Genomic DNA, 26487 nt, shown 5'->3' with positions numbered 1-26487 from the left:
GGCGGTGCCGCGGTATCAGCTACTCGGCTTGGTGAACTCGCCGTGCACCGCGGCGCCCGCGGGAGCGGTGGGAGTGGTCGGTGCCGCCGGAGCTGGGGCCGGGGCGGGGGCCTGGGCCGGCTCCGGCGCGCGAGCAGGGGCCGGGGCGGGTGCGGGAGCCGGGGCTGGCTGCGTCGAGGTGGCCGGTGCGGATTCCGGCAGCGGACCGGTGATGGTCCCGTTGGGTCCAGGCGTGACCACGCCGGGCCTGTCCGTGTTCAACGGCTTGACCTGGGGCGTTGCGGGCTGGTCCGGCACCATGAAGGTGCCGACGGTCGGTGTCATCACACAGTGCGCGAACGGGTAGTCGATGATGCCCCACATCGAGGCGATCACCGTGCCCGGCCCGCTGTGCACCGTCTTCGACAGTGAGGGCAGCCCGTACTCGGTGATGTCGTCGAGCTGGTCGATCCCGCTCGCGCCGTTGTTGATGTTCAGCCAGGCCACGGCGAGGCCGGAGGCCAGCGGCGTGCCGGGGTGCGCGGGCGTTGCGCTGAACCGCAGGGTGCCCGGCGCGACGTTGAGGTCCTGGCCGTTGTCGACGGTGTCGGTGCTCGCGGCCGCGATGATCGTGGTGATCGGGCCGAGGCTGCCGCAGCCGAAAGTCGGTGCCGCATACGCGAAGGGGGTGAAGGCGCTGGTGACGTCGCGCAGCGCGGAGACATCGGCGAGCTTGGTGTACTGCGTGAGCGCGGCGACGCCGGTCTGTGCGACCGGGTCGGGGCCTGCGGTCGCGGTGAGATGGGTGAGCGCGGCGTCGATCGGCGATGGCGCGGGATCGGCGGCGGCGGAACCGCCAACGGTCAGTGCGGCGCCGATGCCGAGCGCTGTCATGGCCGCTGCGGCGCGTGCGATGGTCATGCCGTTCACTCGTACTCCTCGATCCCCGAGCCTCTGGGGTCCCCAACCCACGTGCAGCAACGTACCAGTTCGCCAGAAATACCGCCCGGGTAGCTGGGCTGTTCACCTCGAGGTGACCAGGCTACGCGTGTCCTACCGGTGTGATCCAGTCGACAGTGGGAGATTACCGGAGGGTAGTTTGGACGGCGGACGTACGAGACACAGACGGAGCTGCGTATGAAAATAAGCCTGTCCCCCGACGAGGTCGCCTTCCGCGACGAACTGCGAAAGTTCTATCGGACCGAGATTCCCGCCGACATTCGTGAGCGCTTCAAGTACGGCAACGAGCTGTCCCGCGACGAGATCGTCCGTACCCACAAGATCCTCAACGAGCACGGCCTCGCGGTGCCGAACTGGCCGGTCGAGTGGGGTGGCAAGGACTGGACTCCGATGCAGCGCCATCTCTGGCAGGACGAGATGCAGCTCGCCTCGGTGCCGGAGCCGCTCACCTTCAACGCGCAGATGGTCGGCCCGGTGATCGCGCACTTCGGCTCCGACGAGCTCAAGCAGCGCTTCCTGCCCGCCACGGCCGCGCTGGACATCTGGTGGTGCCAAGGCTTTTCCGAGCCGGACGCAGGCTCCGACCTCGCCTCGCTGCGCACCACCGCGGTGCGCGACGGCGATTCCTACATCGTCAACGGCCAGAAGATCTGGACCACGCTCGCGCAGTATGCGGACTGGATCTTCTGCCTGGTCCGCACCGATCCGAACGCGCCGAAGAAGCAGGCAGGCATCTCGTTCCTGCTGTTCGACGTGAAGTCGCCCGGTGTCACCATCCGCCCGATCAAGCTGATCGACGGCGGCTACGAGGTGAACGAGGTGTTCTTCGAGAACGTCAGGGTGCCCGCCGATCAGCTGGTCGGCCAGGAGAACATGGGCTGGACCTACGCCAAGTTCCTGCTCGGCAACGAGCGCACCGGCATCACCGGCGTCGGCCGCACCAAGGTGAAGATCGGCATCGCGAAGGAGTATGCGGCGCAGACGAAGTCCGGCACCGGAACGCTGCTCGAGGATCCGTTGTTCGCGGCGCGGGTCGCCGAGCTGGAGAACGAACTGCTCGCGCTCGAGCTCACCCAGCTGCGCGTGGTCTCCAATTCCTCGGACGGCAAGCCGAATCCGGCATCGTCGGTGCTGAAGCTGCGCGGCTCGGAGCTGCAGCAGGCCACCACCGAACTGCTGCTCGATATCGCGGGCCAGGACGCGCTGCCGGTCGGCGCCGACGAGATCGCCTCGCCCGGTTGGGCGCAGCGCAGCGGACCCGGCTACCTGAACTACCGCAAGACAACCATCTACGGAGGCTCCAGCGAGGTGCAGCGCACCATCATCGCCTCCACGATCCTCGGATTGTGAGGCGCCGCCATGGATTTCGATCTCACCGATGAACAGGAAATGCTGCGCGACACGGTCCGTGACCTGCTCGCGCGCAACTACGACGCCGAAACCAGGCTCAAGGTCACCGATTCCGAGCTCGGCTGGAGTCGCGAGGTATGGCAGCAGCTCGCCGAACTCGGCGTGCTCGGGCTGAGTTTCACCGAGGAGGACGGCGGTGTCGGCGCCGGTCCGGTGGAAACCATGGTCGTGCTGGAGGAGGTCGGGCGCAGGTTGGCGCCGGAGCCGATCCTGGACGCGGTCCTGGTGCCTGGCGGCTTGATCGCACAGGCAGGCACCGCCGAACAGCGCGCGCGGGTGCTGCCCCAGGTCGCGGCGGGCACCACATTGCTCGCCTTCGCGCATGCCGAGCCCGGCGTGCGCTGGCCTGCCACCGAACTGGCCACCACGGCTGTCCCGCAGGGGGATTCGTACCTGCTGAGCGGCACCAAGAATCCGGTGGCACACGGCGACTGCGCCGACCAGCTGGTGGTCAGCGCGGAGCTGCCCGGCGGTGCGACCGGGCTGTTCCTGGTCGACCCGAATGCCGAGGGCGTGCTGCGCAAGTCCTACCGCACGGTGGACGGGCAGCGCGGAGCCCAGCTCGAATTCGACAAGGCCCATGGCGAACTGCTCGGTGGCGCCGACGCAGCCGACGCGATTCGCGCGGTGCAGGCGCTGGCGCAGGCGAGCCTGTGCGCGGAATCCGTCGGCGCGATGGAAGAAGCGTTGCGGTTGACGACCGACTATCTCAAGCAGCGCAAGCAGTTCGGGGTCACCCTGTCGAAGTTCCAGACGCTCACCCAGCGCGCGGCGAACATGTACGTTTCGCTGGAACTGGCGCGCAGCATCAGCCTGTACGCCACCGCGGCACTGGCCGACGGTGTCGACGACCCGGTCGTCGGGTCACGGGCACGGCTCCAGATCAGCCGCTCGGCGCGGCACATCGGTCAGGAGGCCATCCAGATGCACGGCGGCATCGGTGTCACCGCGGAATATCCGGTCGGCCACTACGTGGCCAGGTTGACCGCGATCGAGCGCACGCTCGGTGGCGGTATGGCACACCTGCGGGTGCTCAGCGCCCGGGTCGGCGAGTACGAGCTGCCGGAGCTGTGAACCGCTGCGGTGGTGCGTGATTCACGCACCACCGCGGGCTCGGGTCAGTCGTGTTCGCCGGACGGCGGCGCCGGGCGCGTCGTCACGTCCGGTTCCGACGTGCTCGGTTCGGTCGTGGTCCGCGGCGTGGTCGGGCGTGGCGTGGTGGCGGGCCGCGTCGGCCTGGTCGTCGTTTCGGGGTCGCTCGGCGTCGGATCCTCGTGCGGGGCAGGCGCGGTCGGCTCGGCACTCGGTGTCGGTTCCCCCGACGTGGTGGTGGCGAAGCCGGTGAACGGGGTCGCGTGCGGTGCCTGGTAGGGGGCGATCTGCCAGGTCGGTGACGGCGGGATCAGCACCGTCGGCGCGGTCGTCGACACGCCCTCGCGGGCGGCGGCGGGCGCGATGTACGGGTCCGACTGCAGCGGTGGGGGGTCGACGTGGGTGTCGTTCCTGCCGATGCCGCAGGCGCCGATGAGGACGAGTCCGAGAGAGACCGCTCCTGCGGCAATCGCTGGACCGGCGATCTTGGTCCGGGGATTCTCCATCGGTGACACTCTCCTCGTTCGAGTGCGCATCACCTTACTCGAGCACGGTCGACCGAGCCAGGCGAAGCGGTCGCCTGTGATGCGCATAATGGACGTATATAAAACACTCGCAATTCAGATATCGAATTGGTCACTTCGGCGTGTCGCGGGCACGTGTCGCTGTCATGCGGCCCGACGTAGTCGTAGCGTGTGAGCAAAGTTACGCGTGAGACGCCTGTACCCAGATGAGAGAAGCGTTGTCTGATGAACGCGGCATTGGTTCTCTGATCGGCGTCATCGAGGAGTTGATGATGGGAGCTTACTCGACAACGTCGCAGCAGGAGTCGTCCGCGGCCGCGAAAAATGCGGTGTCGGCTACTTCGCAGCATCTCGTGTCGAATCGGTCAGCGCGCACGCTGTCCACGATCATTTCGCGGACACTGGCCTGGCTTATTTTCCTCGGCGGCATCGTCGGGGCGGTCCTCGGCATCGCAGGCCTGCACGTCGAAATCACGGTCGCCGGCCTGATTCTCGCGTGCACCGCAGGGTTGATCCTGCTCAAGCTGCGCAGGCGCGACGGCGGCGGCAACGAAACCGATTAGGGCGCGTCACGCATTCGACGCCTACCGTGATGATCTATGAGGATCGAGATCACCACGGACGCGGCCGAGTACCGCTCGCGCACCGAGCAGTTCCTGCTTCGTGATCCGTTGCGGCACACCGTGATGACCACGAGCATCGCCAGTCATGTGGCCGGCATGCACGGCCCGGTCGCGACACCGCACTTCCTCTCCTTACACGCCGACGACGCGTCCGTGGTCGGCGCCGCGATGCGGGTCGACGGCCGGGACATCTATCTCGGCGAACTCCCCGACGGCGGCGCGGTCGCGGTGGCCGACGCGCTGGCCGAGGTGATCCCGGAAAACGGTGGGGTGGAAGGCATCATCGCCGACGCCACCGCCTTCGCCGAGCGCTGGAGCGCACTGCACGGCGTCGGCTTCCACGAGTCCTACACCACCCGGCTCTACCGGCTCGGCGCGTTGCGCGTTCCCGATGTGCCGGGAAGTCTGCGCCGGGCAACAGAATCCGACGCCGCGCGGTGCGTCGAATGGGCGGGCGCGATGCGCGTCGAGACGGGAATCTCGCCGCGCACGCAAGACGACGCGGTCATCCGCAACCGGGTCGCGGCGGGCTTCCTGTGGTTCTGGGAACGCGACGGGCGCCCGATCAGCATGGCGTCCAATCAGATTCCGGTGCACGGCTGGTCCCGCATCAGCCTCGTGTACACCCCGCCGGAAGAGCGTGGGCGCGGCTACGCCAGCGCGGTCACCGCGCATCTCGCGCAGCTGTTGCGCGCGGACGACCTGAACGTCTGCCTGTTCGCCGACATGGCCAACCCCACCTCCAGCAAGATCTACCAGGCCATCGGGTTCCACCCGACCCACGAATTCGTGCACCACGCCTTCGATTAGGGCGCGGCTCAATTCAGCGGTGCGTCCGTCCACCACTGCATGAACTCGGCGTCGGTGGCGATGAAACCGGCGCTGTACATCAGGATCGACGCCCGCTGCGGGTCCGCCGTGAACGCGGTGACCATCCGCGGGCGCAGCCGATTGCTGTCGCGCAGTGTGTAGTTGGTGTATTCGTGTCCGTGGTTGGTCGCCGTGCTCCGGTCGTTGGCAGGCAGCCCGTCGAGCGCGGACTGCGCGTCGGCGGGGGCGGCGTAGAGGTAGAAGGCCCAGGCGGCCTTGTTCGGGCCGCCGAAGCACCGCCACATGACCACCCAGGTGCCGAAGGTGGGATCGTCGGGTTCGGCGATGGCGTCGCTCGGCTGATAGGCGAAGCAGCCTGCCTTGTTGTATCCCGTGCCGGAGTGGACCAGCTGCTGCGCAGTGGTTTTGGGCAGCATGCCGGGGAACTCGCTGCTGAGTTTCGCGGCGTTCGCGCCGACGACGGCGCGATCGGCGGTGGTCGGTGGCGCCGAGGTAGCGGGCGCTGTGGTCGCGGCGACGCTGGTCGCCGCGGTGGTGTTCGCCGTGGTGGTGTTCTGCGCACGGGTTGTGCTCGAGGGGTGGGTCGAGCCGGGTGCCGGGCTTTTGGCCAGCGAGAACGCGGCGATCGTTCCGACGAGACCGACGGCAAGGACGACGCCGACGGCCGCACCGACCGAGGACCGGCGGCGCGAGCGCCGAACCGGCTCGCGGCGCCGGTAGTCGAGAGGTGTTTCGGGCGAGGCGTATTCGGCGCCCCGCTGGTGCTGCGGCATGGACGACTGTTGCGGCATGGACGACTGTTGCGGCATGGACGACTGTTGCGGCATGGACGACTGTTGCGGCATGGACGACTGCAGCGGCATCGACGGCGGCAGCGAGATCGACGACTGCTGTGGCATCGGCGGCGGTGTGAACCGGGCAGGCGCGAACTGCGCGGGCACCGACTGCGGCGGCGCGGTCAGCGCGCGCACGGCGGCGTCGGCGAATTCGACGCAGGAACCGAACCGCTCGTCGGCCCGCTTCGCCATCGCCTTGGCCAACACCGCGTCCAGCGCCGTAGGCAGGCCGGGGCGCAGCCTGCTGACCGGTGGCGGTGGCATCATCATGTGTGCCTGGATCACCGCGACCGGGTTGGTCGCGTCGAACGGCACGGTGCCGGTCAGCAGTCGAAACAGCGTGCAGGCCAACGAGTATTGATCCGACCGGTGATCGAGCACCGCGCCCGACAGCTGCTCCGGTGACGCGTAGGCCAGCGTGGCGGTGAACGTGCCGGTCTGGGTGAGCCGTCCGGTGTCGTCCCGGAAGCGGGCGATGCCGAAATCGGTGAGAAACACCCGCTGATCGGGGCCCCCGCTACCTTCCAGCAAGATATTGGCCGGCTTCACATCGCGATGCAGCACGCCGTTGCGGTGCGCGAAATCGAGCGCCTTGGCGGTCTCGGCGATGATCCGCACGGCACGCGACGGCGGTGAGGTCGTCGCGTCCACGGCGGTGGCGTCGGTGCCGTCGATGTACTGCATCGAGATCCAGAGCCGCTCGTCTTCGACGCCGCGGTCGAACACCGTCACGATGTTCGGGTGGTCCAGCCGGGCAACCAGGTCCGCCTCCCGCTCGAAGCGGGTGCGAACTTCTTTGTCGCCGAACAATTCCGGGTTCAGCAGTTTCATCGCGGTCAGCCGAGGCAGCCGCGGATGCCTGGCCAGGTACACCGATCCCATGCCGCCCCTGCCGAGCAGGCGTTCGATGGTGTACCCGGCGAAGATCTCTCCGGTGATCAGCATGCGCTAGTTCAGCGGCGCCGAGCGCCACCAGCGCAAGGTCGGGTCGAGGGAGCCTGCATCGCTGGTGTACATCACGTACTGGGCGCGGTCGGGGTCGCCGGTGAACAGGGTGACGATCTTGGCCCCACTGGACTCGAATTTGTAGTTGGTGTAGGACTTTCCGCCGTTGGTGTCCATCGACTTGGTGTTGTTCGGCAGCTTGTTCACCACCGCCTGCGCGTCGGCGGCGGACTGGTAGACGTAGATGCGGTAGAACGGATCCGAGCTCTCGCCACCGCCGTAACAGCGCCACTGCCAGGCCCATTTGCCGAAGTCCGGGTCGCCTGCGCTCGGGTCGGGCACGTAGCTCGTTCCGGTCTCCCAGCACTTGGCGCCGTTGTAGCCGACCTCCTCGGATTTGCTGGCGGGCACCATGCGCGGGAATTCGGCGCTGATCGAGTCCGCGGTCGCAGGCACGGTGGTGCCCGGCGCGGACACGCTGGTCGTCGGGCCATCGGTCGTCGTTGTCGAGTCGGTGAGCGCGCCGATCAGGCCGAGCGTCACCAGGATCAGGATCACGCCCGCGAAGCAGATGGCGATGATGAGGCCGACATTGGACTTCTTCGGCGGCCGTCCGGGCCCGCCCGCGTGCTGCCTGGGTGGCGGCGGTGGCGTGAAGTGAGGTCCGGACTGCGGGCCTTGGTACGGCGCGGTCGGCTGATAGCCGCCGGGCTGCGCCACCAGGGTGGCCGGCGGTGGCGTCGAGTATTGCGGTCCGGCAAGGTGATTCGGGCCGCTCGTCGGCTGACCGTAGGGCGCGGGCGGTGGTGTGCCCATGACGTGGTTCGGCGGCCCGGTTGTCGGTCGTGGTCCCGTGGTCGGTCGCGGTCCGGTCACCGGCGTCGGCGGCGCGGTGAACGGACGTGGCCCGCCGACCACCGGCAGCGCGGGGGCACTCGGCGTGGTGAGCGCGTGCTTGGCGGCGGCGGCGAACTCCGCGCAGGTGGGGTAGCGGTCGTCAGGACGCTTCGCCATTGCCCTGGCCAGCACGCTGTCCAGCGCGTAGGGCAGGCCGGGACGGCGGCTGCTCAGTGCGGGCGGCGCGCCTTGCAAATGCCCCTGGATCACCGCGGCCGGGTTGGTCGCCGAGAACGGGCCGGTGCCGGTGAACAACCAGAACAGCGAGCACGCCAGCGAATACTGGTCCGACCGATGGTCGAGCGCCGAGCCGGTCAGCTGTTCGGGCGACGCGTACGCCAGCGTGGCGGTGAAGGTGCCGGTCTGGGTGAGGTGGCCGGTGTCGTCGCGGAAGCGGGCGATGCCGAAGTCGGAGAGATACACCCGCTCGCCGCGGCCGCTGCCCGACCTGGCCAGCAGGATGTTCGCGGGCTTCACGTCGCGATGCAGCACGCCGATGCCGTGCGCGTAGTCGAGTGCGTCCGCGGTTTCCTTGATGATCTGCACCGCCCGCTCGGGCGGCAGCGTCTGCGGTTGCACCGAGGCGGCGTCGATCCCGTCGATGTATTGCATCGAGATCCACAGCTGTTCTTCCTCGAGCCCGCGGTCGTAGACCGTGACGATGTTCGGGTGATCGAGCTGAGCGACCAGATCCGCCTCCCGTTCGAACCGCGCCCGCACCTCCTTGTCGAAGAACATCTCCCGGTTCAGCAGTTTGAGCGCGGTCAACCGCGGCAGCCGAGGATGTTTCGCCAGGTAGACCGAACCCATGCCACCGCGACCCAGTTGCCGCTCGATGACATAGCCGGCGAAAACATCACCGCTGGCCAGCATGTCTGCTCCACTTCCCGCCGCGCGCCGGGACCCACCGACGAACAGGCGCACAGCATAAGAACGCGTGATCGGGCACGGGCCGGACCACGGAAAACATCGAAACCATAGCAGTACTCACCAGCGGATCGGTCGCGGGCGAAAGCAGGGTAACCACAGCAACATTCGATAGCGAAACGCTATTGTCGAAGGCTGGGTGGCCGGTGGTGCTGGCTGTCGTCATGGCGCCGAACCAGGGCGGCGGTGCAGGTCGGGCAGCTCGATGGTGCCTGGGCGCAGGCGGCGCCGCGGCGGCAGGAAGCTCGGCGGCGGAACCGATCTCGGCCGCGGCGGCGTGGATGTCGTTGGCGGCGGCGTCGATTCGGTGGCCGCCGCGACGGCGGTGGCGTTGTCGCCCTGCGCGGGGGCATCAGGTTGATGCCCGTTTCGCTGCGGGCCGCCGGTCGCGAGGGCGTGCCGAGCGGCCGCGGCGAAGTGCGCGCAGTCGTCGAACCGGTCGGCGGGCAGCTTCGCCATCGCCCGCGCCATGACCGCGTCCAACGCCGTCGGCAGGCCGGGCCGTACCTGGCTGAGCAGCGGCACCGGCGCATACAGATGGCTGTTGACCACCGCGACCGGGTGCGCGCCCGGGTAGGGCGCGGCGCCGGTCAGCAGCCAGAACAGCGTGCACGCCAGCGAGTACTGGTCGGCCCGGTCGTCCAGCGGGTGCCCGGTCAGCTGTTCCGGTGCGCCGAACGCCAGCGTCGCGGTGATCGAACCCGATGAGCTCAGCGTGCTGTCGCTGCCGCGGACGCCTGCGATGCCGAAATCGGTGAGCAGCACCCGTTCCGGCTGTCCGATCGGCGCTTTCGCCAACAAAATGTTGGCGGGCTTGACGTCTCGGTGCAGCACCTGATTGGCGTGCGCGAAGTCGAGCGCGACCGCGGTGTCGCTGATGATCTGCACGGCGCGGCCCGGCTCCAGCACGTTCACATCGGCGCAGGAGGCGTCCGCACCGGGCACGTACTGCATGGAGATCCACAGCTGCCGATCCTCGGCGCCACGATCGAACACCGTGACGATGTTGGGATGGTCCAGCTGTGCCGCGAGGTCGGCCTCCCGCTCGAAGCGGCGGCGGATCTCGACGTCGGTATAGAGCTCGGGCTTCAGCAGTTTCAGCGCGGTCAGCCGCGGCAGCCGCGGATGGCGGGCCAGGTAGACGGTGCCCATGCCGCCACGGCCGAGCACACGCTTGATCACATAACCTGCGAAGACATCGCCGGGATGCAACACGGTTTTCACCCCCTCATCGGGTACGGCGCGCGGATACTACCGATGTATCTCGTTGGGCCGACGGGATGCAACAGATCCCCGCGCCGCATCCTTGGAATGCTGTCGGTGGTGGTCGTTAAGCTGGCCCCTATGCGCATTGGAGCACACGTCCGGCTCGACGGCGACCCGATCGGCTTCGGTGAGAAACTCGGCGCCGACGTCATCCAGATGTTCGTCGTCGACCCCCAGAGCTGGGACAAGCCGGCACCGCACCCGCGGGCCGATGAGATCCTGGCAAGCTCGATCGACCTGGTGGTGCACTCGTCCTATCAGATCAATGTGGCGAGCCTGAACAATCGGCTACGGATGCCGTCGCGCAATGCGGTAGCCCAGCAGGCAAAGGCCGCAGCCGATCTCGGCGCGTTCGGCTTGGTCGTCCACGGTGGGCACGTGCGCTCCGACGCCGAGCTGGACACCGGAATCGACAACTGGCGCAAGCTGTTCGAGCGTCAGCAGGACAAGGGCGGCTTCGCGGTGCCGATCCTGATCGAGAACACCGCAGGCGGTAACCACGCCATGGCTCGGCATTTCGACTCGATCGCGCGATTGTGGGATGCCGTAGGCGATTTCGGCGCGGGATTCTGCCTGGACACCTGTCACGCGTGGGCGGGCGGCGAGGAGCTGATCGGTGTCGTCGATCGCATCAAGGCGATCACCGGCCGAATCGACCTGGTGCACTTGAACTCCTCCCGCGACGAGTTCAATTCCGGCGCGGACCGGCATGCGAATTTTGCCGACGGGACGATCGATCCGCAGTTGCTCGCCGAGGTGTGTAAGACCGCGGATGCGCCGGTGATTTTGGAGACGCCTGCCGAAGGGGTTGCCGACGATATGGCGTACCTGCGGGAGCACCTCGGCTGAGGGTGGTGAGCACGTCCTGGGCGCGAATGGACGAAGTAGATAGAGCTTGGGGCAGTAGGTGGATAGCGCTCGAGGCAGTGGATAGATAGAGGTCGAGGCAGTAGGTCGAGAAGTATCAGGTGGGGCCCGGTTTGAGGGTGGCCGACAGGGCGAGAACCATGGTGATGTGCGTGGCGATGGGGGATGCTGGCCGCGGTGGGTGAGATGCTGGCCGCGATCGGGTGGCCAGGATTTGTGTTGCGTGTGTGGGGACTGGCTGGTTCGTTGGCGCTGCAGCTCAGCTAATCGCTGAGCTGCAGCGCCAGGTACGGGCGGAATCGCCGGAACGCGTTGTGGATCAGCGACACCAGCGATGGTGAAGAAGTCGACCGGGCTGCGGGATCGGTACCTCACAAAGGCCGACCCTACGGTGAGGCATGCGAGCGCCGGGCGACGTAGCCCACGCCCTTTGCCGTCGACGTCGCTCGTGGATCCGCACTCTTTCTGTGAATCCGCACTGGTTCTAGTGATCCGCACTCATTCAGGGCGCCCAGAACGAGTGCGGATGCACAGAGGCGGTGCGGATTTTCGTTGGGGGCGCAGGCCGTCCGCCGCAGCCCTCTGTACACCCAGAGTTCCAGGCACACTCACAGACCGCTCATGCGGTCCACAAGCCTTGCAACCTCTGTGGACAATATGAACGGTCTGTGGAACCGCCCCATGGTTGGGATCAGGGCGAGGTAGGCCGTCCGATGGGCCTGTGGGACGGTCGCCCGCGGATGGCCATGCGGCATGACTGCGTTCGTCGGTTGATGACGACAACGCCGAGAAATGCGGTACAGCAACCAGTCTCGGGTTGGCAGCCGTTCACGCCCGCCGGATTCGCACGGCGAACATTGCGGCGTCCCGCTCGAGCAGCCACCACCTCACGAGTGGGACATGGTGGAGGCGACACGCCGTAGACGCCTCCACCATGTCCCACTCGCGGGCTCATCCTCGGCGAACGGGGCACGGGCGAGGTGTGCGGAGAGGGGTGGTTGGGATCAGGGCGACGGAAAGGCTGGTGGGGGTGGCGGATTCGGTGTGTGGTGAGAGTGCAGCACAGGATCTCGACAGCGAAGGTGAGCTCATGACGGTCGCATCAGTACTCGGCACGGTTTCGGTGACCAAACTCGGCGCGCGGATCGGCGCTCAGGTCGGCAACGTCCGGCTCGGCGGTGATCTGGACGGGTCGACGGTCGAGGCGATTCGGCGGGCGCTGGTGGCGCACAAGGTGATCTTCTTCCGCGGCCAGGATCACCTGGATGAGGACGGGCAGTACGCGTTCGCGCAGCTGCTCGGCAGCCCGACCACGCCGCACCCGACGGTCACCTCGCACGGGGTGAAGAGCCTGGCCATCGATTCCGAGCACGGCAAGGCCAACAGCTGGCACACCGATGTCACGTTCGTCGATCGGGTTCCGAAGGCGTCGATCCTGCGCGCGGTGCACCTGCCGACCTACGGTGGATCGACGACGTGGGCCTCCACCGTCGCTGCATACGAGTCGCTGCCCGAGCCGCTCAAGCGGCTCGCCGAGAGCCTGCGCGCGGTGCACACCAACGTCTACGACTACGCCGACCGCGCGGTCGAGCCGCTGCGGCCGAAGACCGAGGCCTATCGGGCCGAGTTCGAATCGAGCTACTTCGAGACCGAACATCCGGTGGTCCGCGTGCATCCGGAGTCCGGCGAGCGAGCGCTGCTGCTCGGGCATTTCGTCAAGCATTTCGTCGGACTGTCCGCCACCGAATCCCAGGCGCTGTTCCGGCTGTTCCAGGACCGGGTGACCCGCCTGGAGAACACGGTTCGCTGGAACTGGTCGCCCGGTGACGTTGCGATTTGGGACAACCGCGCGACGCAGCACTACGCCATCGACGACTACGACGACCAGCCGCGCAAGCTGACCCGCATCACGCTGGCCGGCGATATCCCGGTCGGTGTCGACGGCGCCGCGAGCGTCGTGCACACCGGCAACGCCGAGCACTATTCGATCGTCGAGGAACCGGTCCGGCTTGCCTCATGAACGGCTTTTGCGCGGTTTACCCGCAGGGCCCGCCGCGGTTGCGGGGTCGTGCGGTTGCACCGCCGCGCCCGGCGAACGGTATACGTTGATCGGGTGAGCGAAGCGATCCCGGATACTGGTGCGATGAGTATTCGGCCGTTGGACGGTGTCCGCGTCCTGGAGCTGGGCAATTACATTGCCGCGCCGACCGCGGGGCGCATTCTCGGCGACTTCGGCGCCGAGGTGATCAAGGTGGAGCGGCCGCAGGCGGGCGATGAATTGCGCAACTGGCGGTTATACGGCGGCGACACCTCGATGCTGTACCGGACCGTCAACCGGAACAAGAAGTCGATCACCCTCGACCTACGCACCGAGGCAGGCCGCGGCGTCGTGCTCGACCTGATCCGGCGCTGCGATGTGCTGCTGGAGAATTTTCGCCCAGGGATGCTGGAGAAGTGGGGGCTCGGGCCCGAGGTGCTCAACGAGGTCAACCCCGACCTGGTGATCACCAGAATCTCCGGCTACGGGCAGACCGGTCCGCACGCGTCGCGGCCCGGCTTCGCCGCGGTCGCCGAGGCGATCGGCGGTCTGCGTGAGTTGATGGGTGACCCGGACCGGCCGCCGGTGCGCACCGGGGTGTCCATCGGCGACTCGATCGCGGGCATCTATGCCGCCTTCGGCACCGTGATGGCGCTGTTCCAGCGCGAGCGCAAGCCCGCGGGACAGGCGCCGATTCCGTTGCGGGAGCGCATCATCGACGTCGCGCTCAACGAGACGATCCTGTCGGTGATGGAATCGCTGGTGCCGGACTACCTCGCCTACGGCATCAACCGCGAGCGCGTCGGCGGGCTGGTCGAGGGCATCGCGCCGAGCAACGCCTACCCGTGCAGCGACGGCGTCAGCATCATCATCGGCGGCAACGGCGACGCTATCTTCCAGCGCTACATGCAGGTGATCGGCCGCCCTGATCTGGCGGCCGACCCGGACCTGCACGACAACGCGGGCCGCTGGCGTCAGCACGAGCGCCTGGACGCGGCGATCGCCGAATGGACCGTGCAGCACACCCGCGCCGAGGCATTGAAACTGCTCGAAGCGGCCGGTATCCCGTGCGGTCCGATCTATACTGCCGCCGACATCGTCGACGACGAGCAGTACAAGGCGCGCAACATGATTCAGCCCTTCTCGGTGGACGTCGGTGCGGCGGAACCGAAAACGGTCGGTTTTCCAGGCATCGTCCCGGTGATCGGCGAACAATCCCTGCCTATCCGCAATGTCGGCCCCGACCTCGGCGAGCACACCCGCGAGGTGCTGTCGGGCCTGCTCGGCATGAGTGACGCCGAGATCGATGCCCTTCAGGAGGCTTCATGATGCATCGGCACTCCCGCACGACACCGGAGGCTTCATGAGTTACAGGCGAGAAGATCGGCGACGGCCACCGGGGCGGGGTGCCCGCGATGTGCGGTCGCCGGGGTTCACCAGGCCGACGGTGCATCCGAACCCGGCGGGCGTGCACGAAAAGCCTTGGGGCGGCGTGATGTGCGCACCGCGGCAGGAGCGAGACGAGCGGTGACCACCGCGATCCTGCGCGATGTGACGCTGCGAGATGGCTTGCAGCTCACCGGAAAGGTACTGCCGGTCGAGCGCAAGGTGGACATCGTCCGGCGGCTGCTCGCGCTCGGTGTGCCCGCGCTGGAGATCGGTTCGATGGCGCGGCCCGATCTGGTCCCGCCCATGGCGAACACGATGGAGCTCATCGGCGCGTTGAGTCCCGAAGAGCTGCAACGCTGTTGGGTGTGGGTGGCGACGCCGCGCCATGTGGAGAAGGCGGCCGCCGCGGGCGTTCGGCATTTCCAGTACTGCTTTTCGGTGTCGGATGCGCACAACAAGGCCAATATCGGGCGCACCACCGAGGACAGCGTCGCGGCTATGCCCGATGCGGTGCGCCTTGCCGAGCAGGCGGGTGGCTCGATCCAGCTGTGCCTGGCCACCAGCTTCACCTGCCCGTTCGACGGTCCGGTCGATCCGGAGCGGGTGCTCGCGATCGCGAACGACCCGCGCACCGAGGGCGCGGGGGACATCGTGCTCGCCGACACGCTCGGCCAGGCCAATCCGGCCGAGGTCGCCGCGTTGGTCTCCGCCGTCCGCACGCGAACTCCGCAGCGCCGCATCGTCTTTCACGGCCATGACACCTGGGGGATGGGTGTCGCGAACACCCTTGCCGCGATCGAGGCGGGCGCGACGATGGTCGACGGTGCGCTCGGCGGCCTCGGTGGCTGCCCGTTCGCGCCCGGCGCCAGCGGCAATACCGCCAGCGAAGACCTCCTGTTCGCCACCCGGCCCGAGTGGTTCACCCCAGCTACCCTTGCCGCGCTCGTCGGCCTTGCCGAGGATCTGCTCGCCGATCTCGGCGAACCGAATCGTTCTCGCGCCGCGGAGGGTGCACGTTCCAAGGCGGAAGCTTTCAGATGGGTTGTTGCGCAGCGCACACGGTAAACATCCAGACAGCTTTTCGAAGTTCGACGTATGCGGCAATCCGGTCTATTACAGGTTGGGCGTGGAATATGCAATCGCCGATGATGTGACAATGACGCTGCGATGATGCGGAGATGCCCTCTCCGCCTTTGGTTTTGACCATGCTTTGTGTGGCACGTGTCGCTGAACAGGCGTCGACTCGCCGTAGAGCGCAACATTGTGACTCAAATCTCACGTTAGCCAATGAGTTGCCACCATGGAGTATTGGTGACGTGCCGAGGAACGAACGGTGAACGGCCACGGCCCAGGGTTGATTGCACAACGAGGATCAGCACCGATTGTCCATGGCAGCACGGAGATTTTCCCGCGAATTCTCAGTTACTTAGCAGATGGACACATGTCCATGAAGGGGCATTCAGTCTGACGGCTCCGTGATATCTCTATCGGGTCGACATCGAGGTAGGTGTCGGTCCGTTCCTATGAGATGGGGAAAATCCTTGAAGAAGTTCCGTACTTTCGGTGCCGTGTGTCTCGCTGCCGCTGCCATCAGCATGTCCGGCGCCGGCCTCGCGCAGGCCGCCGGCGAGACCCCGGCCGCGCCGGCCACCGGTTCGGCGTTGCTCCTCGAAGGCATCGTCAAGGCCCTGAATGGCGGCAGTGGCGCGATGTGCCCGGGTGGCGCCCTCTGCCCCAAGCCGTAGTCGACCACGGGGGCTCGGTGTGATGGGCACCGAGCGGCCCGCCGACTTCTGCACTCGAATCCGACCCTGTTGTTCGACGGGGTCGGATTTTTGTGTTCCGGTGACGTTTTCGCAGCTACGCACTCCATCGTGACAAGCAACGCGAAAATACTTCGCGCGCACCTGGTGCCCGCCCGTACCATTCCCCGCATGTTCAGCTACGCCATCGCCGCATCGTCCGCAGTCGCGGGCGCGATGGCTGCTGCCCTGGCAGCCTCGGCCGCACCGGCCGCGCTGCTCGACGGCGCCCGAAGCTGACCTTCCCCGGGATGTCCCGGGACCTCGGACGGGGAAGGTCCCCCCGTCGCATGAGGTCCCGCTCGACACCGTCGGGCACGCTCGTGCCCGCAGGGCAGCCAGGAAACAACATGTCCAAGAAGACCTATGTCCGCACCAAGCCGCACCTCAACATCGGCACGATGGGCCACGTCGATCACGGCAAGACCACCCTCACCGCGGCGATCACCAAGGTGCTCGCCCAGCGCGGTGGCGGCAGCTTCGTGCCGTTCGACCGGATCGATCGCGCGCCGGAGGAGGCGCAGCGCGGCATCACCATCAACATCGCGCACGTCGAATACGAAACGGCCACCCGGCATTACGCGCACATCGACATGCCGGGTCACGCCGACTTCGTGAAGAACATGATCACCGGCGCCGCCCAGCTCGACGGCGCCATCCTGGTGGTCTCCGCGCAGGACGGCGTGATGCCGCAGACGACCGAGCACGTGCTGCTCGCCCGTCAGGTCGGCGTCGAGCACATCGTCGTCGCCATGAACAAGGCCGACGTCGGCGACCCGGAACTGCTCGACCTGATCGAGCTGGAGGTGCGCGAATTGCTCACCGAGCAGGGCTATCCCGGCGCCGACCTGCCGGTCGTCCGGGTGTCGGGCCTGCGTGCGCTCGAGGGCGACGCGCAATGGACCGACGCGCTGCTCGGCCTGCTCGACGCCGTCGACACGCACGTGCCGACCCCGGTCCGCTACACGGACGCGCCGTTCCTGCTTCCGGTGGAGAACGTCCTCACCATCACCGGTCGAGGCACCGTTGTCACCGGTGCGGTGGAGCGCGGCCGGGTGCGGCTCGGCGATCGGGTGGCGGTGCTCGGCCTCGGTGACGAGCTGACCACGGTCGTCACCGGTGTCGAAACCTTCGGTCGGACAATGGAAGTCGCGGAGGCGGGGGACAATGTCGCCTTGCTGCTTCGCGGCCTCCAACGCGGCCAGGTGCGCCGCGGACAGGTCGTCGCCGAGCCGGGCAGCGTTGCCGTGCACACCGGGTTCACCGCCCGCGTGTACCTGCTCGGCACCGCGGAAGGTGGCAGGCGTACGCCGATCACCACCGGCTATCGGCCGCAGTTCTACCTGCGCACCGGCGATGTGGTCGGCGACGTGACGCTGCCTGACGACATCTCGCTGGCGCTGCCCGGTGACACGGTCGAGCTGACCGTCCGGCTCGGGCGGCCCGCGCCGGTCGAGCCCGGGCTCGGCTTCGTGCTCCGCGAAGGCGGCCGCACCGTCGGCGCGGGTACGGTGCTCGCCACCGAGTAGGGCCGGAGCGCGGGACCCGCGAACATCCGCGGGTCCCGCGTTTCGTCAGGTGTTGCTCGGCACGCCACGGGCCTGCGCGTGCGCGGGGGAGAAGCCCTTGATCGGCGGCGTTGCGCCGAAGCGGGCCCGAATATCGGTGCAGGCCTCGATGAATCGATCGATGTGCTGATCGGTCAGCCCCGCATGCAGGCAGAAACGGATGAGCGTGTGGTTGTACGAGGTGCACGGCGGGCACAGCAGCGAGCCGTAGATGCCGCGGGCTTCGAGGAAGTCGCGGATGGCCGAGGCACGCAGGTCGGGTCCGGCCTGTAGCGCGACGATGTGGCTCGCGGAACCCTCCAGGTCGAATTCGAGAGTGGTCAGCGCCCTTCGCACCATGGTCGACAGCTCCCTGAGCCGTTGGCGCCGTGCGTTGTCGACCCGGATCACATCGAGTGTCGCTGCGAGCCCGGCGATTTCGTACGGCAGCAGCATCGAGGAGAACACCGCGGGCTGCGACTCCATCTTGAAGTAGTCGGCGAATTCCGCGCTGTTGGCGGCGACGAACCCGGCGCGTCCGGCAAAGGCCTTGGACAGGCTGGCAATTCGGAAGGACACCCGATCGGTCAGGCCGAGCGCCACCACCATGCCTGCCCCGGCGGGGCCGTCGGTGCCGAGCGCATGCGATTCGTCGACAACGAGCACGCTGTCGGTTTCCTCGGCGATATCGCAGAGCTGGGTGAGCGGACACCGGCTGCCGTTGGTGCTGTAGATCGCGTCCACCGCGATGATCCCCGGCCCGTGCTGGCGGATCAGCTCGCGCAGGTGTCCGGGAAAATTGTGCCGGAACGAATGGATCGGCGCCCGCGCCACCCTGGCGCTGTGCCAGAGCGACATGTGTGCGAATTGGTCGATGTAGACCGGGGTTTCCGGGTCCGCGATCGACTGCATCAGGCCGACGGTCGCGTGCCATCCGGATTGGCAGAGGATCCCGGCGGGCGCGCGTAGGTGCTCGGCGAGCGCGCGTTCCAGCACGATCTGCGGATGCGCGCCGTGTAGGAAGGCGCCGGAGGCGAATCGGCCCATGTTGGCCGAGCGCAGCCCGGTCTTGATCGCGTGGTTGATGCGCGGATCGCCTGTCAGCGCCAGATAGTCACCGCTGTTGAGGATGACGTCACCGTAGCGAGGCGTGCCGCTGTGTAGCAGGTGCCGGCCGCCCCAATGTCCGGCAACTCTTTCCGAGTGAAATCTCTCGACGCGCTGGTGGATCCGTTCGGCGACCGTCGGGCCCATGGAACTCCTTTCGCTTGCAACAGCTACTTCAGAGCACACGTCCGTCGATTGAAACACCGCCGGATGCTGTCGGGACCATATTCGATAACTTGACGGTTGACCACTATTTCAGCGGCCCGTTGACCTCAGCTTTCTGGTTTGCATCCTTGTGACACGCAGACATTCATCATTTGCGGATAGTTGCCTGCCTACGTACTGCCCGGCCCTTCGCATTCGACGAGCAAACGCAAACGGCCGGGCAGCGTCGCCTCAGCGGGTGGCGTGTGGCGCGCCCCGGCCGGAGTCGATCTGGGTCGGGCCCGCCGCGGTCGGCAGCACCGGGAAATCGAAGATGGCGGTCGGGACGTAGACCGTGGCACAGGAATTGGGAATGTCGACGACGCCGGAGAAGCGGCCCTCGATGGGCGCGGCGCCGAGCAGGAGATAGGCCTGCTCAGGGGTATAGCCGAACTTGGTCAGGTAGTCGATCGCGTGCAGGCAGGCGCGCTCGAAGGACAGTTGCGCATCGAGGTAGCGCTGTTCGCCGCCGAGGGTGACGGAGGTGCCGGAGAACGCGAGGTATTCGGAGTAGACCGGTCCGGAGTTGCCAGGCACGAAGATGGCGTTCTCGCTGACGCCGTAGAGCTCCATGCCGTTCTTGATGAGATCGACACGCAGGTCGATGAATCCGCCCATCTCGATGGCGCCGCAGAAGGTGATCTCGCCGTCGCCCTGGGAGAAGTGCAGGTCGCCGACCGAGAGCAGCGCGCCGTCGACGAACACCGGATAGAACACCCTGCTGCCGCGGGTGAAGTTCTTGATGTCCTGGTTGCCGCCGTTCTCCCGCGGCGGGGCGGTGCGCGCGGCCTCGCCTGCGACCCGGTCGAACTCGGTGCCTGCGAGCGTGCCGAGGACGGCGTCGCGCGGCTCGGGCGGCAGGGCGAGTGGCGGCACTCGCTGCGGGTCGGTCGCGATCAACGCCCCCTCGCGGGCATTCCATTTCGCCAGCAGTGCGGCCGACGGCGCGGTGCCCATCAGGCCTGGGTGGGTCATCCCGGTGAACTTGACGCCGGGAATGTGGCGCGAGGTGGTGGTCTGTCCGCTGAAATCCCAGATCGCCTTGTAGGCATCGGGGAAGTGCTCGGTGAGAAAACCGCCGCCGTTGTCGGTGGGGAAGATGCCGGTGTACCCCCAGCCCTGGCCTGCCAGCGGACCCGAATCCTCCTGCGGGATCGGGCCGATGTCGAGGATGTCGACGATGAGCAGGTCGCCGGGCTGCGCGCCCTCGATCGCGAACGGGCCGGACAGGCAATGCACGGTGCTGAGTGGTGCGTTGAGCACGTCCTCGGCGGAATCGTCGTTGTGGATCGCGCCGTCGAACCACTCGCGCACGTGCACCCGGAACTCGGTGCCCGGCTTGACGGTGAGCGCGGCGGGGATGTCGGGATGCCACCGGTTGTGGCCGACGAACTTCTGGTCGGTGAATCGCTTGGTCGAATCCAGCGGGAAGAGTAGCTCTGGCATGCGGCTGTCCTTGGGGGTCTCAGGGGCGGGGAAGTGTGCGGTGCAAGGGGTTTCGGCTGATGGGCACGGACCGGCGCGGCGGCGGCGCCGCGACGACCGACGGCTCGCTCGCGGTGCGCTTCGTCGCATCGATCAGCCGGACGGCGCGCGAGCCCGGCCGGATCAACGCGGCGACGCCGAACTGTCGTTTGCTGCTCGACCCGCATTCCGGGCACGGCGCGGCGGCAGGCACGTCGGCCATCGAGAAAGCGAGATCGAAACCGCCGCAGGCGCGGCAGTGGAACCAATAGAGGGGCACAGTGACCTCATTATTTTCATATGAATATGTTTCGTATGAAGACGATACAAAGGCCTCGGTGTCGCCGCAGCGAAACCGCAAGGTGAAGTTCGTGTTACCGGATCGCCGAGCTCAACTCGGCACGCACGCTGAACTCCATGGCGTCGGCGTCGGCCAGATAGACCGGCTGGGTGGTGTGCGCGCCGCGCACCCGCACCTCGCCGCGCGGACCGCCGTAGCTCACCCGCGGCGCCTTGCGTTCGATGGCGCGCAGGTCGAGGCTGCGGGCCGAGTCGGCCAGCGAGGCGAACAACAGCAGTCCCTCGTAACAGGATTCACCGATGTTGTTGAGCGCGGGCGCGGCCGGACCGAACTCGTGCAGGTACCTCGCCCCGAAGTCCATGCAGGCCGAGGACACCACGCTCTCGAAATAGCCACTGGCGGTGAACAATCCGCGCGTGCTGTCCGGTCCGCCCGCGTACAGCACGTCCTCGCCGATCATCATGCTCAGCCGTAACCTGCCGTCGTCGAGCCCCGCCGCGGCGAACGCCCGATTGAACGCGGCGCAGTCCGCGCCGACCAGGAACAGCAGCACGCCCTGCGCCGGTGCGGTGCGGATCAGCTCCAGTGCGCGCCGGAAGTCGCGCCCGCCGAGCGGGACAAAGGTCTGGCCGACGATATCGATATCGGTGGTGTCGGCGAATTCCCTGGCAGCCCTTGCGGTTTCCCTCGGCCACACGTAGTCGTTGCCGACAATGCACCAGCGCCGGATGCCGTGCTCGGCGCGCAACCACCGCAGTGCGGGGAAGAGCTGCTGCTCCGGCGTTTCGCCGACCATGTAGACGCCGTCGGAGTCCTCGCCGCCTTCGTAGAACGTCGTGTAAACGTAGGGCACCCGGCCCGCCGTCTGCGGCGTGATCACCTTGCGCGCGTTGGACAAATGCCAGCCGACGACACCGTCGATCCGGCCCGCGCTGATCATCCGGTCGATCGTCGCGGCGAGGACGGGCAGCGGCGCGCCCGCGTCGACGGGGTGCAGCCGAACCGGCCGATCGAGGATCCCGCCCGCCGCGTTGATGTCGCCAATGGCCAAGGTGGCGCAGGCTTCACAGGAAGGTCCGAACATGCCCGCGGGTCCGCTCAGCGGCACCACGAGGGCGATGTCTACCGTGGCACGACGAAAACCCGGGCGCGGCAATGGATCACCACCGAATATTTCCATCTGAATATTTACCGAACGGGGTTGGCTATAGTGCTGCTGTGGACGATAGCACCGCACCGGCCGGTCTCGAGGAGTTGGCGCGACTCGTGCGCAGGGCATCGCAGGAACTCGACCGGGCCATCGCGGCCTGCCTCGGCGACATGTCGGTTGCGAACTGGCATGTGCTCGGAGCGGTGGCCGACGGTGTCGGCCGCCCGATGTCGCACCTCGCCGAGGCGACCTTGCTGACCGGGGCCAGCCTGACCCGATTGATCGACGCGATGATCTCCGACAACCTGGTGCACCGCAAAGTCGACGACACCGATCGTCGGCGCGTCCTGGTTTTTCCGACCCGGCGTGGCTTGCTGGCGTACCAGGTGATGAATCGCGCGCTCGCCGAGCGCGGACTCGACGCGCTGGCCGCCGATCATGGACGAATGGCCAGGTCACTCGCGGCCATGGTCGACATTTTGCACGCCGAACCTGCTACCACGTAACCGTTCGCGGCGCAGCAAAATCGGGTCAGTCCGGGAAATCCCTGATGGCGCGGTGGCGCGAACGCGGTAAGACTGGTGTGCATGACTTCGCAAGCTTTGGACGCCGACACCGCCGAACAGGCGGTTCCGCTCGACGTCGCGGCCCGCGCTATCGACCTGGTCAAGGTCTACGGGTCGGGGGATACGCAGGTACGGGCGCTGGACGGGGTGTCGGCCGAGTTCGCGAAGGGAGAGTTCACGGCGATCATGGGTCCTTCGGGGTCCGGTAAGTCGACGTTGATGCACTGCCTGGCCGGGCTCGACAGCGCCAGCTCCGGCACCGTACGGATCGGCGACACCGACCTCGCCGGGCTCTCCGACAAGCAGATGACCCGACTACGCCGGGACCGCATCGGCTTCGTGTTCCAGGCCTTCAACCTGGTCCCGACGCTCACGGCCCTGGAAAACATCACGCTGCCGCTCGACATCGCCGGACGCAAACCGGACCAGGACTGGCTCGACACCGTGCTGAAGCGGCTCGGCCTCACCGACCGGCTCACCCACCGGCCGAGCGAGCTGTCCGGTGGCCAGCAGCAGCGCGTGGCGTGTGCGCGAGCGCTGGCAGGCAAGCCGGAGATCATTTTCGGCGACGAGCCGACCGGCAACCTCGACTCGCGCGCCTCCGGGGAGGTGCTGTCGATCCTGCGGGCCGCCGTCGACGAGTTCGAGCAGACGGTGGTGATCGTGACGCACGAGCCGCACGCCGCCGGGTTCGCCGACCGGGTGGTGTTCCTCGGCGACGGAAAGATCGTCAACGAGATGCGTGACCCGACCGCGGACACCGTCCTGGACCGGATGAAGGCACTGGAGCAGGCGTGATGGCCGGAAGTCCGATGCGCAAGGTCGCCTTGCGCAATCTCGCCGCACACAAAGTACGGCTGGCGCTCACGGTGTTGTCGGTGGTGCTCGGGACCGCGTTCATCGCTGGTTCGTTCGTCTTCACCGATACGCTGCAGCGCACCTTCGACGGCATCTTCGCGGGTCAGGCGAAAGGGGTCGATGTCAGGGTCGGCCCCAAAGAGCGCCAGGGCCAAGGGGTTCCGAACAATGTCGTGGACGAGCTGAAGAAGTACCCCGGCGTGCGCACGGTCGCGTCCAGCGCGAACGGCATCGTCATTCTGCTCACCCCCGACGGCAAGAAGGCGGTGCAGACCGGCGGTGCGCCTACCTTCGGCCAGTCGTATCTGCCACCGGGCCAGGCGGTTACCGAGCCGGACAAGTTCTTGGAGGGCGTGCCGCCCTCGAAGTCCGGCGAGATCGCGATCAACACCGGCGGCGCCGAACGGGCCGGGCTGAAGGTCGGTGATCGCACCAAGGTGATGATCCCGTCGCAGGGCGTCCCCATCGACGTCACGCTCACCGGCATCTATCAAGTACCTTCGGACACCGGCGGTTTCATCGGCGTGCTGTTCGATGATGTGCAGGCGCGCAAGCTGTTCACCAACGGGTTGTATGTGGCTTACGCCGACATCGCCGTCGCCCCCGGCACATCCGCCGATGAACTGCGAGACCGGCTGGCCAAGGACCTACCTGGCTACAAGGTGCAGAACGGCGATCAGGTGCGTGCGGACATCAAGAAGGAGATCTCCAACGCGCTCAACTTCATCAACTACTTCCTGCTCGCGTTCGGCGCCATCGCGCTGATCGTCGGCACCTTCATCATCTACAACACCTTCTCCATGATCGTCGCGCAACGACTGCGGGAACTCGCGCTGCTGCGCGCGGTCGGCGCCAGCCGACAACAGGTGGGGCGGTCCGTGGTCGCTGAAGCGTTCGTCATCGGATTGATCGGCAGCGCAATAGGTTTGGCCGGCGGCGTCGGTCTGGCCTACGGGTTGTCCGCGGTGCTCAACGCCTTCGACCTCGGCCTGCCCACCGGATCGATGGCGGTGCTGCCACGCACCATCGTGGTCGGCTTGCTCGTCGGCCTGCTCGTCACGATGGCCAGCGCCTACGCGCCTGCGCGGCGGGCGGCACGGATTCCACCCGTGCAGGCGATGCGGGAGGAATTCGCTTCTGCCGGTGAGTCGTTGCGGCTGCGGACGCTGCTCGGCGTGCTGCTCGCGCTGGTCGGCGTCGGGTTCGTCGTGGTCGGTGCGCAATCCACCGGTGGCAACGCGGCGATCACCGTCGGAATCGGTGCGCTTGCCTTGATTCTCGCGGTCCTGCTTGCCGCACCCGCGTTCTCGCGGCCGGTGGTCACCGGGCTCGGCGCGCTGTTGCGCCCGTTCGGCCCGATCGGCCGGATGGCGCGCAACAATGCCTCGGGCAACCCGCGCCGCACTGCCGCAACGGCTTTCGCGCTCACCCTCGGGCTGATGCTGGTCACCGCGATCGGCATGCTCGGCGCCTCGGCGAAGGCGAGCGTCGGCGTGCTGGTGGACAAGGGCGTGAAGTCCGAATACGTGCTGGCCGGACAGCAGTTCGTCGGTGTGCCGTTCTCCGTTGCCGACGATATCCGCAAGTCGGTGCCCGGCGTCGCCGACGTCGTCGGCATCCGTGGTGTCGGCTTCCGGATCGGCGCGGACGATCAGATCGGCGGCACCTCACCGGACGGCCAGCTCGATCGGGCGTTGAACTACGAAATACTGCGCGGCAGTGCCACTCTCGGCGATCGCGACATACTGGTTTCCGACGACGAAGCCAAGAAGCGTGGTTGGTCGGTCGGCCAGCAGATCTCGCCGACCAGTTTCGACGGCAAGAAGGTTCCGCTGACCGTCACCGGCGTCTACCGCAAGACGCCGATGCTCGGTGCATTCGTGGTGTCGCCGGTCGTGTTCAAAGAGGTTGTGCCCGTCAACTTCCAGAGCAACATCGTGGTGCTGGTCACCGCCAAGCCTGGCGCGAATATCAGCGAGATGCGCACCGATCTGGAGAAGGTGGTCGAGCCGTTCGTCGTGGTCCAGGTCATGGACCGCGAGGAATTCAAAGGGGCGCAAGGCAAGCAGATCAATACCCTGCTCGCCATCCTGTACGGGCTGCTCGCCTTGGCGGTGGTGATCGCGATCCTCGGCATCGTCAACACGCTGGCGTTGTCGGTGGTCGAGCGGCGTCGCGAGATCGGCATGTTGCGTGCGGTCGGCATGCAGCGAACCCAGGTGCGGCGAACCATCTATCTGGAGTCCATGCTGATCGCGGTGTTCGGCGCGATCATCGGTGTAGTGCTCGGGCTCGGGCTCGGCGTCGGATTCCTGCGCACCCTGCGCGACCTCGGCCTTGACCAGATCGCGGTGCCATGGTCGCAGCTGGTCCTGGTCCTGGTGAGTTCCGCCGTGGTCGGCGTCCTCGCCGCCCTCTGGCCCGCCGTCCGAGCCGCCCGCACCCCACCCTTGGCAGCCATCGCGGACATGTAATCGGATGCTGCTCCATCGGCGCCGGAAAGGTGACGGCCGGGCCGCGTTGGCGTGAGAGAAGTGGTTGCTGAGCTTCGTTGGCGTGAGTGAAGTGGTTGCGGCGCGTATCGCGACACGCGCCATTTCTCTCACGCCAACATTTCAAGATCGATTTGAGGGCTTGGTTGGACCGGGCCTACAAGCCGTATGCGAGGAACCCGGCGAAGCGTCAAGCTTTGGATCGACGGGAGAGAAATGGTTGACCGGAGAGAAATGGTTGCTGACCGCCGTTGAGCGGAGTCTTATGGTTGCAACACGCCGGACGACACGCACCATTTCTCTCCGCTCAACTTCCCAAGATCACTTCTGAAAGATCTTTGGACCGGACCACAGCCAAGCAACCCGGCTGGGACAAGAGAATGTGCACCTGACAGCGGAGGTCAGCCGGGTA

General features: G+C 67.0%; 23 protein-coding genes. 14 read left to right on the top strand and 9 right to left on the bottom strand.

All coding sequences use genetic code 11. From position 1 onward, the window contains the following. Window positions 1–15 precede the first annotated feature (15 nt). Window positions 16–900 (bottom strand): hypothetical protein, encoded by an 885-nt coding sequence (locus NA11_RS45770; RefSeq protein WP_245746086.1) that lies wholly within the window; start codon window positions 898–900, stop codon window positions 16–18. Window positions 901–1116: 216 nt separating this feature from the next. On the opposite strand from NA11_RS45770, the gene NA11_RS22900 reads away from it, so the two are divergent. After that, window positions 1117–2289: an acyl-CoA dehydrogenase family protein gene (locus NA11_RS22900; protein WP_069164023.1), complete on the top strand. Its 1173-nt coding sequence runs from the start codon at window positions 1117–1119 to the stop codon at window positions 2287–2289. A gap of 9 nt (window positions 2290–2298) precedes the next feature. Beyond that, entirely contained in the window at window positions 2299–3423 is a 1125-nt protein-coding gene (locus NA11_RS22895) for an acyl-CoA dehydrogenase family protein (RefSeq protein WP_069164022.1), read from the top strand. Between the two features lie 44 nt (window positions 3424–3467). Here the strand turns inward: NA11_RS22895 and NA11_RS22890 are convergent, their stop codons facing one another. Further along, entirely contained in the window at window positions 3468–3947 is a 480-nt protein-coding gene (locus tag NA11_RS22890) for a hypothetical protein (RefSeq protein WP_069164021.1), read from the bottom strand. Between the two features lie 290 nt (window positions 3948–4237). On the opposite strand from NA11_RS22890, the gene NA11_RS44030 reads away from it, so the two are divergent. Both NA11_RS44030 and NA11_RS22880 read left to right on the top strand, forming a co-directional pair. Continuing rightward, complete coding sequence (locus NA11_RS44030) at window positions 4238–4528, top strand: hypothetical protein (protein ID WP_084654973.1); 291 nt, start codon at window positions 4238–4240, stop codon at window positions 4526–4528. Window positions 4529–4564: 36 nt separating this feature from the next. Further along, on the top strand, window positions 4565–5398 hold the full coding sequence (locus NA11_RS22880) for a GNAT family N-acetyltransferase (RefSeq protein WP_069164020.1): 834 nt from the start codon (window positions 4565–4567) through the stop codon (window positions 5396–5398). A gap of 8 nt (window positions 5399–5406) precedes the next feature. Here NA11_RS22880 and NA11_RS22875 read toward each other — a convergent pair whose 3' ends face one another. From NA11_RS22875 to NA11_RS22865, 3 genes are all read right to left on the bottom strand, one after another. Continuing rightward, window positions 5407–7200: a serine/threonine-protein kinase gene (locus tag NA11_RS22875; protein ID WP_069164019.1), complete on the bottom strand. Its 1794-nt coding sequence runs from the start codon at window positions 7198–7200 to the stop codon at window positions 5407–5409. A 3-nt stretch (window positions 7201–7203) separates the two neighbouring features. Beyond that, window positions 7204–8970, bottom strand: coding sequence for a serine/threonine-protein kinase (locus tag NA11_RS22870; RefSeq protein ID WP_069164018.1), 1767 nt, complete (start codon window positions 8968–8970; stop codon window positions 7204–7206). 216 nt (window positions 8971–9186) lie between these two features. Then, window positions 9187–10248: a serine/threonine-protein kinase gene (locus tag NA11_RS22865; protein WP_369691150.1), complete on the bottom strand. Its 1062-nt coding sequence runs from the start codon at window positions 10246–10248 to the stop codon at window positions 9187–9189. 120 nt (window positions 10249–10368) lie between these two features. Between NA11_RS22865 and NA11_RS22860 the strand changes: the two genes are divergently transcribed. From NA11_RS22860 to tuf, 7 genes are all read left to right on the top strand, one after another. Then, window positions 10369–11139, top strand: a complete 771-nt coding sequence (locus NA11_RS22860; protein ID WP_069164017.1) for a deoxyribonuclease IV — start codon at window positions 10369–10371, stop codon at window positions 11137–11139. A gap of 1108 nt (window positions 11140–12247) precedes the next feature. Next, window positions 12248–13177 (top strand): TauD/TfdA dioxygenase family protein, encoded by a 930-nt coding sequence (locus NA11_RS22855; protein ID WP_069164047.1) that lies wholly within the window; start codon window positions 12248–12250, stop codon window positions 13175–13177. Window positions 13178–13300: 123 nt separating this feature from the next. Next, on the top strand, window positions 13301–14524 hold the full coding sequence (locus NA11_RS22850; protein WP_069164016.1) for a CaiB/BaiF CoA transferase family protein: 1224 nt from the start codon (window positions 13301–13303) through the stop codon (window positions 14522–14524). Window positions 14525–14722: 198 nt separating this feature from the next. Beyond that, entirely contained in the window at window positions 14723–15649 is a 927-nt protein-coding gene (locus NA11_RS22845; RefSeq protein ID WP_069164015.1) for a hydroxymethylglutaryl-CoA lyase, read from the top strand. A gap of 476 nt (window positions 15650–16125) precedes the next feature. Then, a complete protein-coding gene (locus tag NA11_RS22840) occupies window positions 16126–16329 on the top strand; it encodes a hypothetical protein (RefSeq protein ID WP_141717775.1) in 204 nt (67 codons plus the stop codon). Between the two features lie 129 nt (window positions 16330–16458). Continuing rightward, window positions 16459–16626 (top strand): hypothetical protein, encoded by a 168-nt coding sequence (locus NA11_RS46355; protein WP_218023367.1) that lies wholly within the window; start codon window positions 16459–16461, stop codon window positions 16624–16626. Window positions 16627–16736: 110 nt separating this feature from the next. After that, complete coding sequence (gene tuf, locus NA11_RS22830; protein ID WP_069164012.1) at window positions 16737–17915, top strand: elongation factor Tu; 1179 nt, start codon at window positions 16737–16739, stop codon at window positions 17913–17915. Between the two features lie 45 nt (window positions 17916–17960). On the opposite strand, the gene cqsA is transcribed toward tuf, so the two are convergent. The 4 genes from cqsA to NA11_RS22810 form a co-directional block, all read right to left on the bottom strand. Then, window positions 17961–19226, bottom strand: coding sequence for an alpha-hydroxyketone-type quorum-sensing autoinducer synthase (gene cqsA / locus NA11_RS22825; RefSeq protein ID WP_281197056.1), 1266 nt, complete (start codon window positions 19224–19226; stop codon window positions 17961–17963). Window positions 19227–19436: 210 nt separating this feature from the next. Next, a complete protein-coding gene (fmdA, locus tag NA11_RS22820) occupies window positions 19437–20690 on the bottom strand; it encodes a formamidase (RefSeq protein WP_069164010.1) in 1254 nt (417 codons plus the stop codon). Between the two features lie 19 nt (window positions 20691–20709). Beyond that, window positions 20710–20931: an FmdB family zinc ribbon protein gene (locus tag NA11_RS44025; RefSeq protein WP_245746085.1), complete on the bottom strand. Its 222-nt coding sequence runs from the start codon at window positions 20929–20931 to the stop codon at window positions 20710–20712. A 151-nt stretch (window positions 20932–21082) separates the two neighbouring features. Next, window positions 21083–22189, bottom strand: a complete 1107-nt coding sequence (locus NA11_RS22810; RefSeq protein ID WP_069164008.1) for a substrate-binding domain-containing protein — start codon at window positions 22187–22189, stop codon at window positions 21083–21085. Window positions 22190–22227: 38 nt separating this feature from the next. Between NA11_RS22810 and NA11_RS22805 the strand changes: the two genes are divergently transcribed. The 3 genes from NA11_RS22805 to NA11_RS22795 all read left to right on the top strand — a co-directional run bounded on the left by NA11_RS22805 (window position 22228) and on the right by NA11_RS22795 (window position 26057). Further along, a complete protein-coding gene (locus tag NA11_RS22805; protein ID WP_069164007.1) occupies window positions 22228–22665 on the top strand; it encodes a MarR family winged helix-turn-helix transcriptional regulator in 438 nt (145 codons plus the stop codon). Between the two features lie 81 nt (window positions 22666–22746). After that, on the top strand, window positions 22747–23523 hold the full coding sequence (locus NA11_RS22800; protein WP_069164006.1) for an ABC transporter ATP-binding protein: 777 nt from the start codon (window positions 22747–22749) through the stop codon (window positions 23521–23523). Further along, window positions 23523–26057: an ABC transporter permease gene (locus NA11_RS22795; protein WP_174567713.1), complete on the top strand. Its 2535-nt coding sequence runs from the start codon at window positions 23523–23525 to the stop codon at window positions 26055–26057. The genes NA11_RS22800 and NA11_RS22795 overlap by 1 nt, the downstream gene beginning before the upstream one ends. Window positions 26058–26487 lie beyond the last annotated feature (430 nt).

The organism is Nocardia altamirensis NBRC 108246, assembly GCF_001612685.1.
Taxonomy (GTDB): Bacteria; Actinomycetota; Actinomycetes; order Mycobacteriales; family Mycobacteriaceae; genus Nocardia; species Nocardia altamirensis.
This window is presented reverse-complemented; position numbering and strand designations above follow the sequence as displayed.

Excerpts from the sequence above, each read along its gene's own strand:
- NA11_RS45770 (WP_245746086.1), bottom strand. The coding sequence starts at position 900 with ATGACCATCGCACGCGCCGCAGCGGCCATGACAGCGCTCGGCATCGGC.
- NA11_RS22900 (WP_069164023.1), top strand. The coding sequence starts at position 1,117 with ATGAAAATAAGCCTGTCCCCCGACGAGGTCGCCTTCCGCGACGAACTG.
- NA11_RS22895 (WP_069164022.1), top strand. The coding sequence starts at position 2,299 with ATGGATTTCGATCTCACCGATGAACAGGAAATGCTGCGCGACACGGTC.
- NA11_RS22890 (WP_069164021.1), bottom strand. The coding sequence starts at position 3,947 with ATGGAGAATCCCCGGACCAAGATCGCCGGTCCAGCGATTGCCGCAGGA.
- NA11_RS44030 (WP_084654973.1), top strand. The coding sequence starts at position 4,238 with ATGGGAGCTTACTCGACAACGTCGCAGCAGGAGTCGTCCGCGGCCGCG.
- NA11_RS22880 (WP_069164020.1), top strand. The coding sequence starts at position 4,565 with ATGAGGATCGAGATCACCACGGACGCGGCCGAGTACCGCTCGCGCACC.
- NA11_RS22875 (WP_069164019.1), bottom strand. The coding sequence starts at position 7,200 with ATGCTGATCACCGGAGAGATCTTCGCCGGGTACACCATCGAACGCCTG.
- NA11_RS22870 (WP_069164018.1), bottom strand. The coding sequence starts at position 8,970 with ATGCTGGCCAGCGGTGATGTTTTCGCCGGCTATGTCATCGAGCGGCAA.
- NA11_RS22860 (WP_069164017.1), top strand. The coding sequence starts at position 10,369 with ATGCGCATTGGAGCACACGTCCGGCTCGACGGCGACCCGATCGGCTTC.
- NA11_RS22855 (WP_069164047.1), top strand. The coding sequence starts at position 12,248 with ATGACGGTCGCATCAGTACTCGGCACGGTTTCGGTGACCAAACTCGGC.
- NA11_RS22850 (WP_069164016.1), top strand. The coding sequence starts at position 13,301 with ATGAGTATTCGGCCGTTGGACGGTGTCCGCGTCCTGGAGCTGGGCAAT.
- tuf (WP_069164012.1), top strand. The coding sequence starts at position 16,737 with ATGTCCAAGAAGACCTATGTCCGCACCAAGCCGCACCTCAACATCGGC.
- fmdA (WP_069164010.1), bottom strand. The coding sequence starts at position 20,690 with ATGCCAGAGCTACTCTTCCCGCTGGATTCGACCAAGCGATTCACCGAC.
- NA11_RS44025 (WP_245746085.1), bottom strand. The coding sequence starts at position 20,931 with ATGGCCGACGTGCCTGCCGCCGCGCCGTGCCCGGAATGCGGGTCGAGC.
- NA11_RS22810 (WP_069164008.1), bottom strand. The coding sequence starts at position 22,189 with ATGGAAATATTCGGTGGTGATCCATTGCCGCGCCCGGGTTTTCGTCGT.
- NA11_RS22800 (WP_069164006.1), top strand. The coding sequence starts at position 22,747 with ATGACTTCGCAAGCTTTGGACGCCGACACCGCCGAACAGGCGGTTCCG.
- NA11_RS22795 (WP_174567713.1), top strand. The coding sequence starts at position 23,523 with ATGGCCGGAAGTCCGATGCGCAAGGTCGCCTTGCGCAATCTCGCCGCA.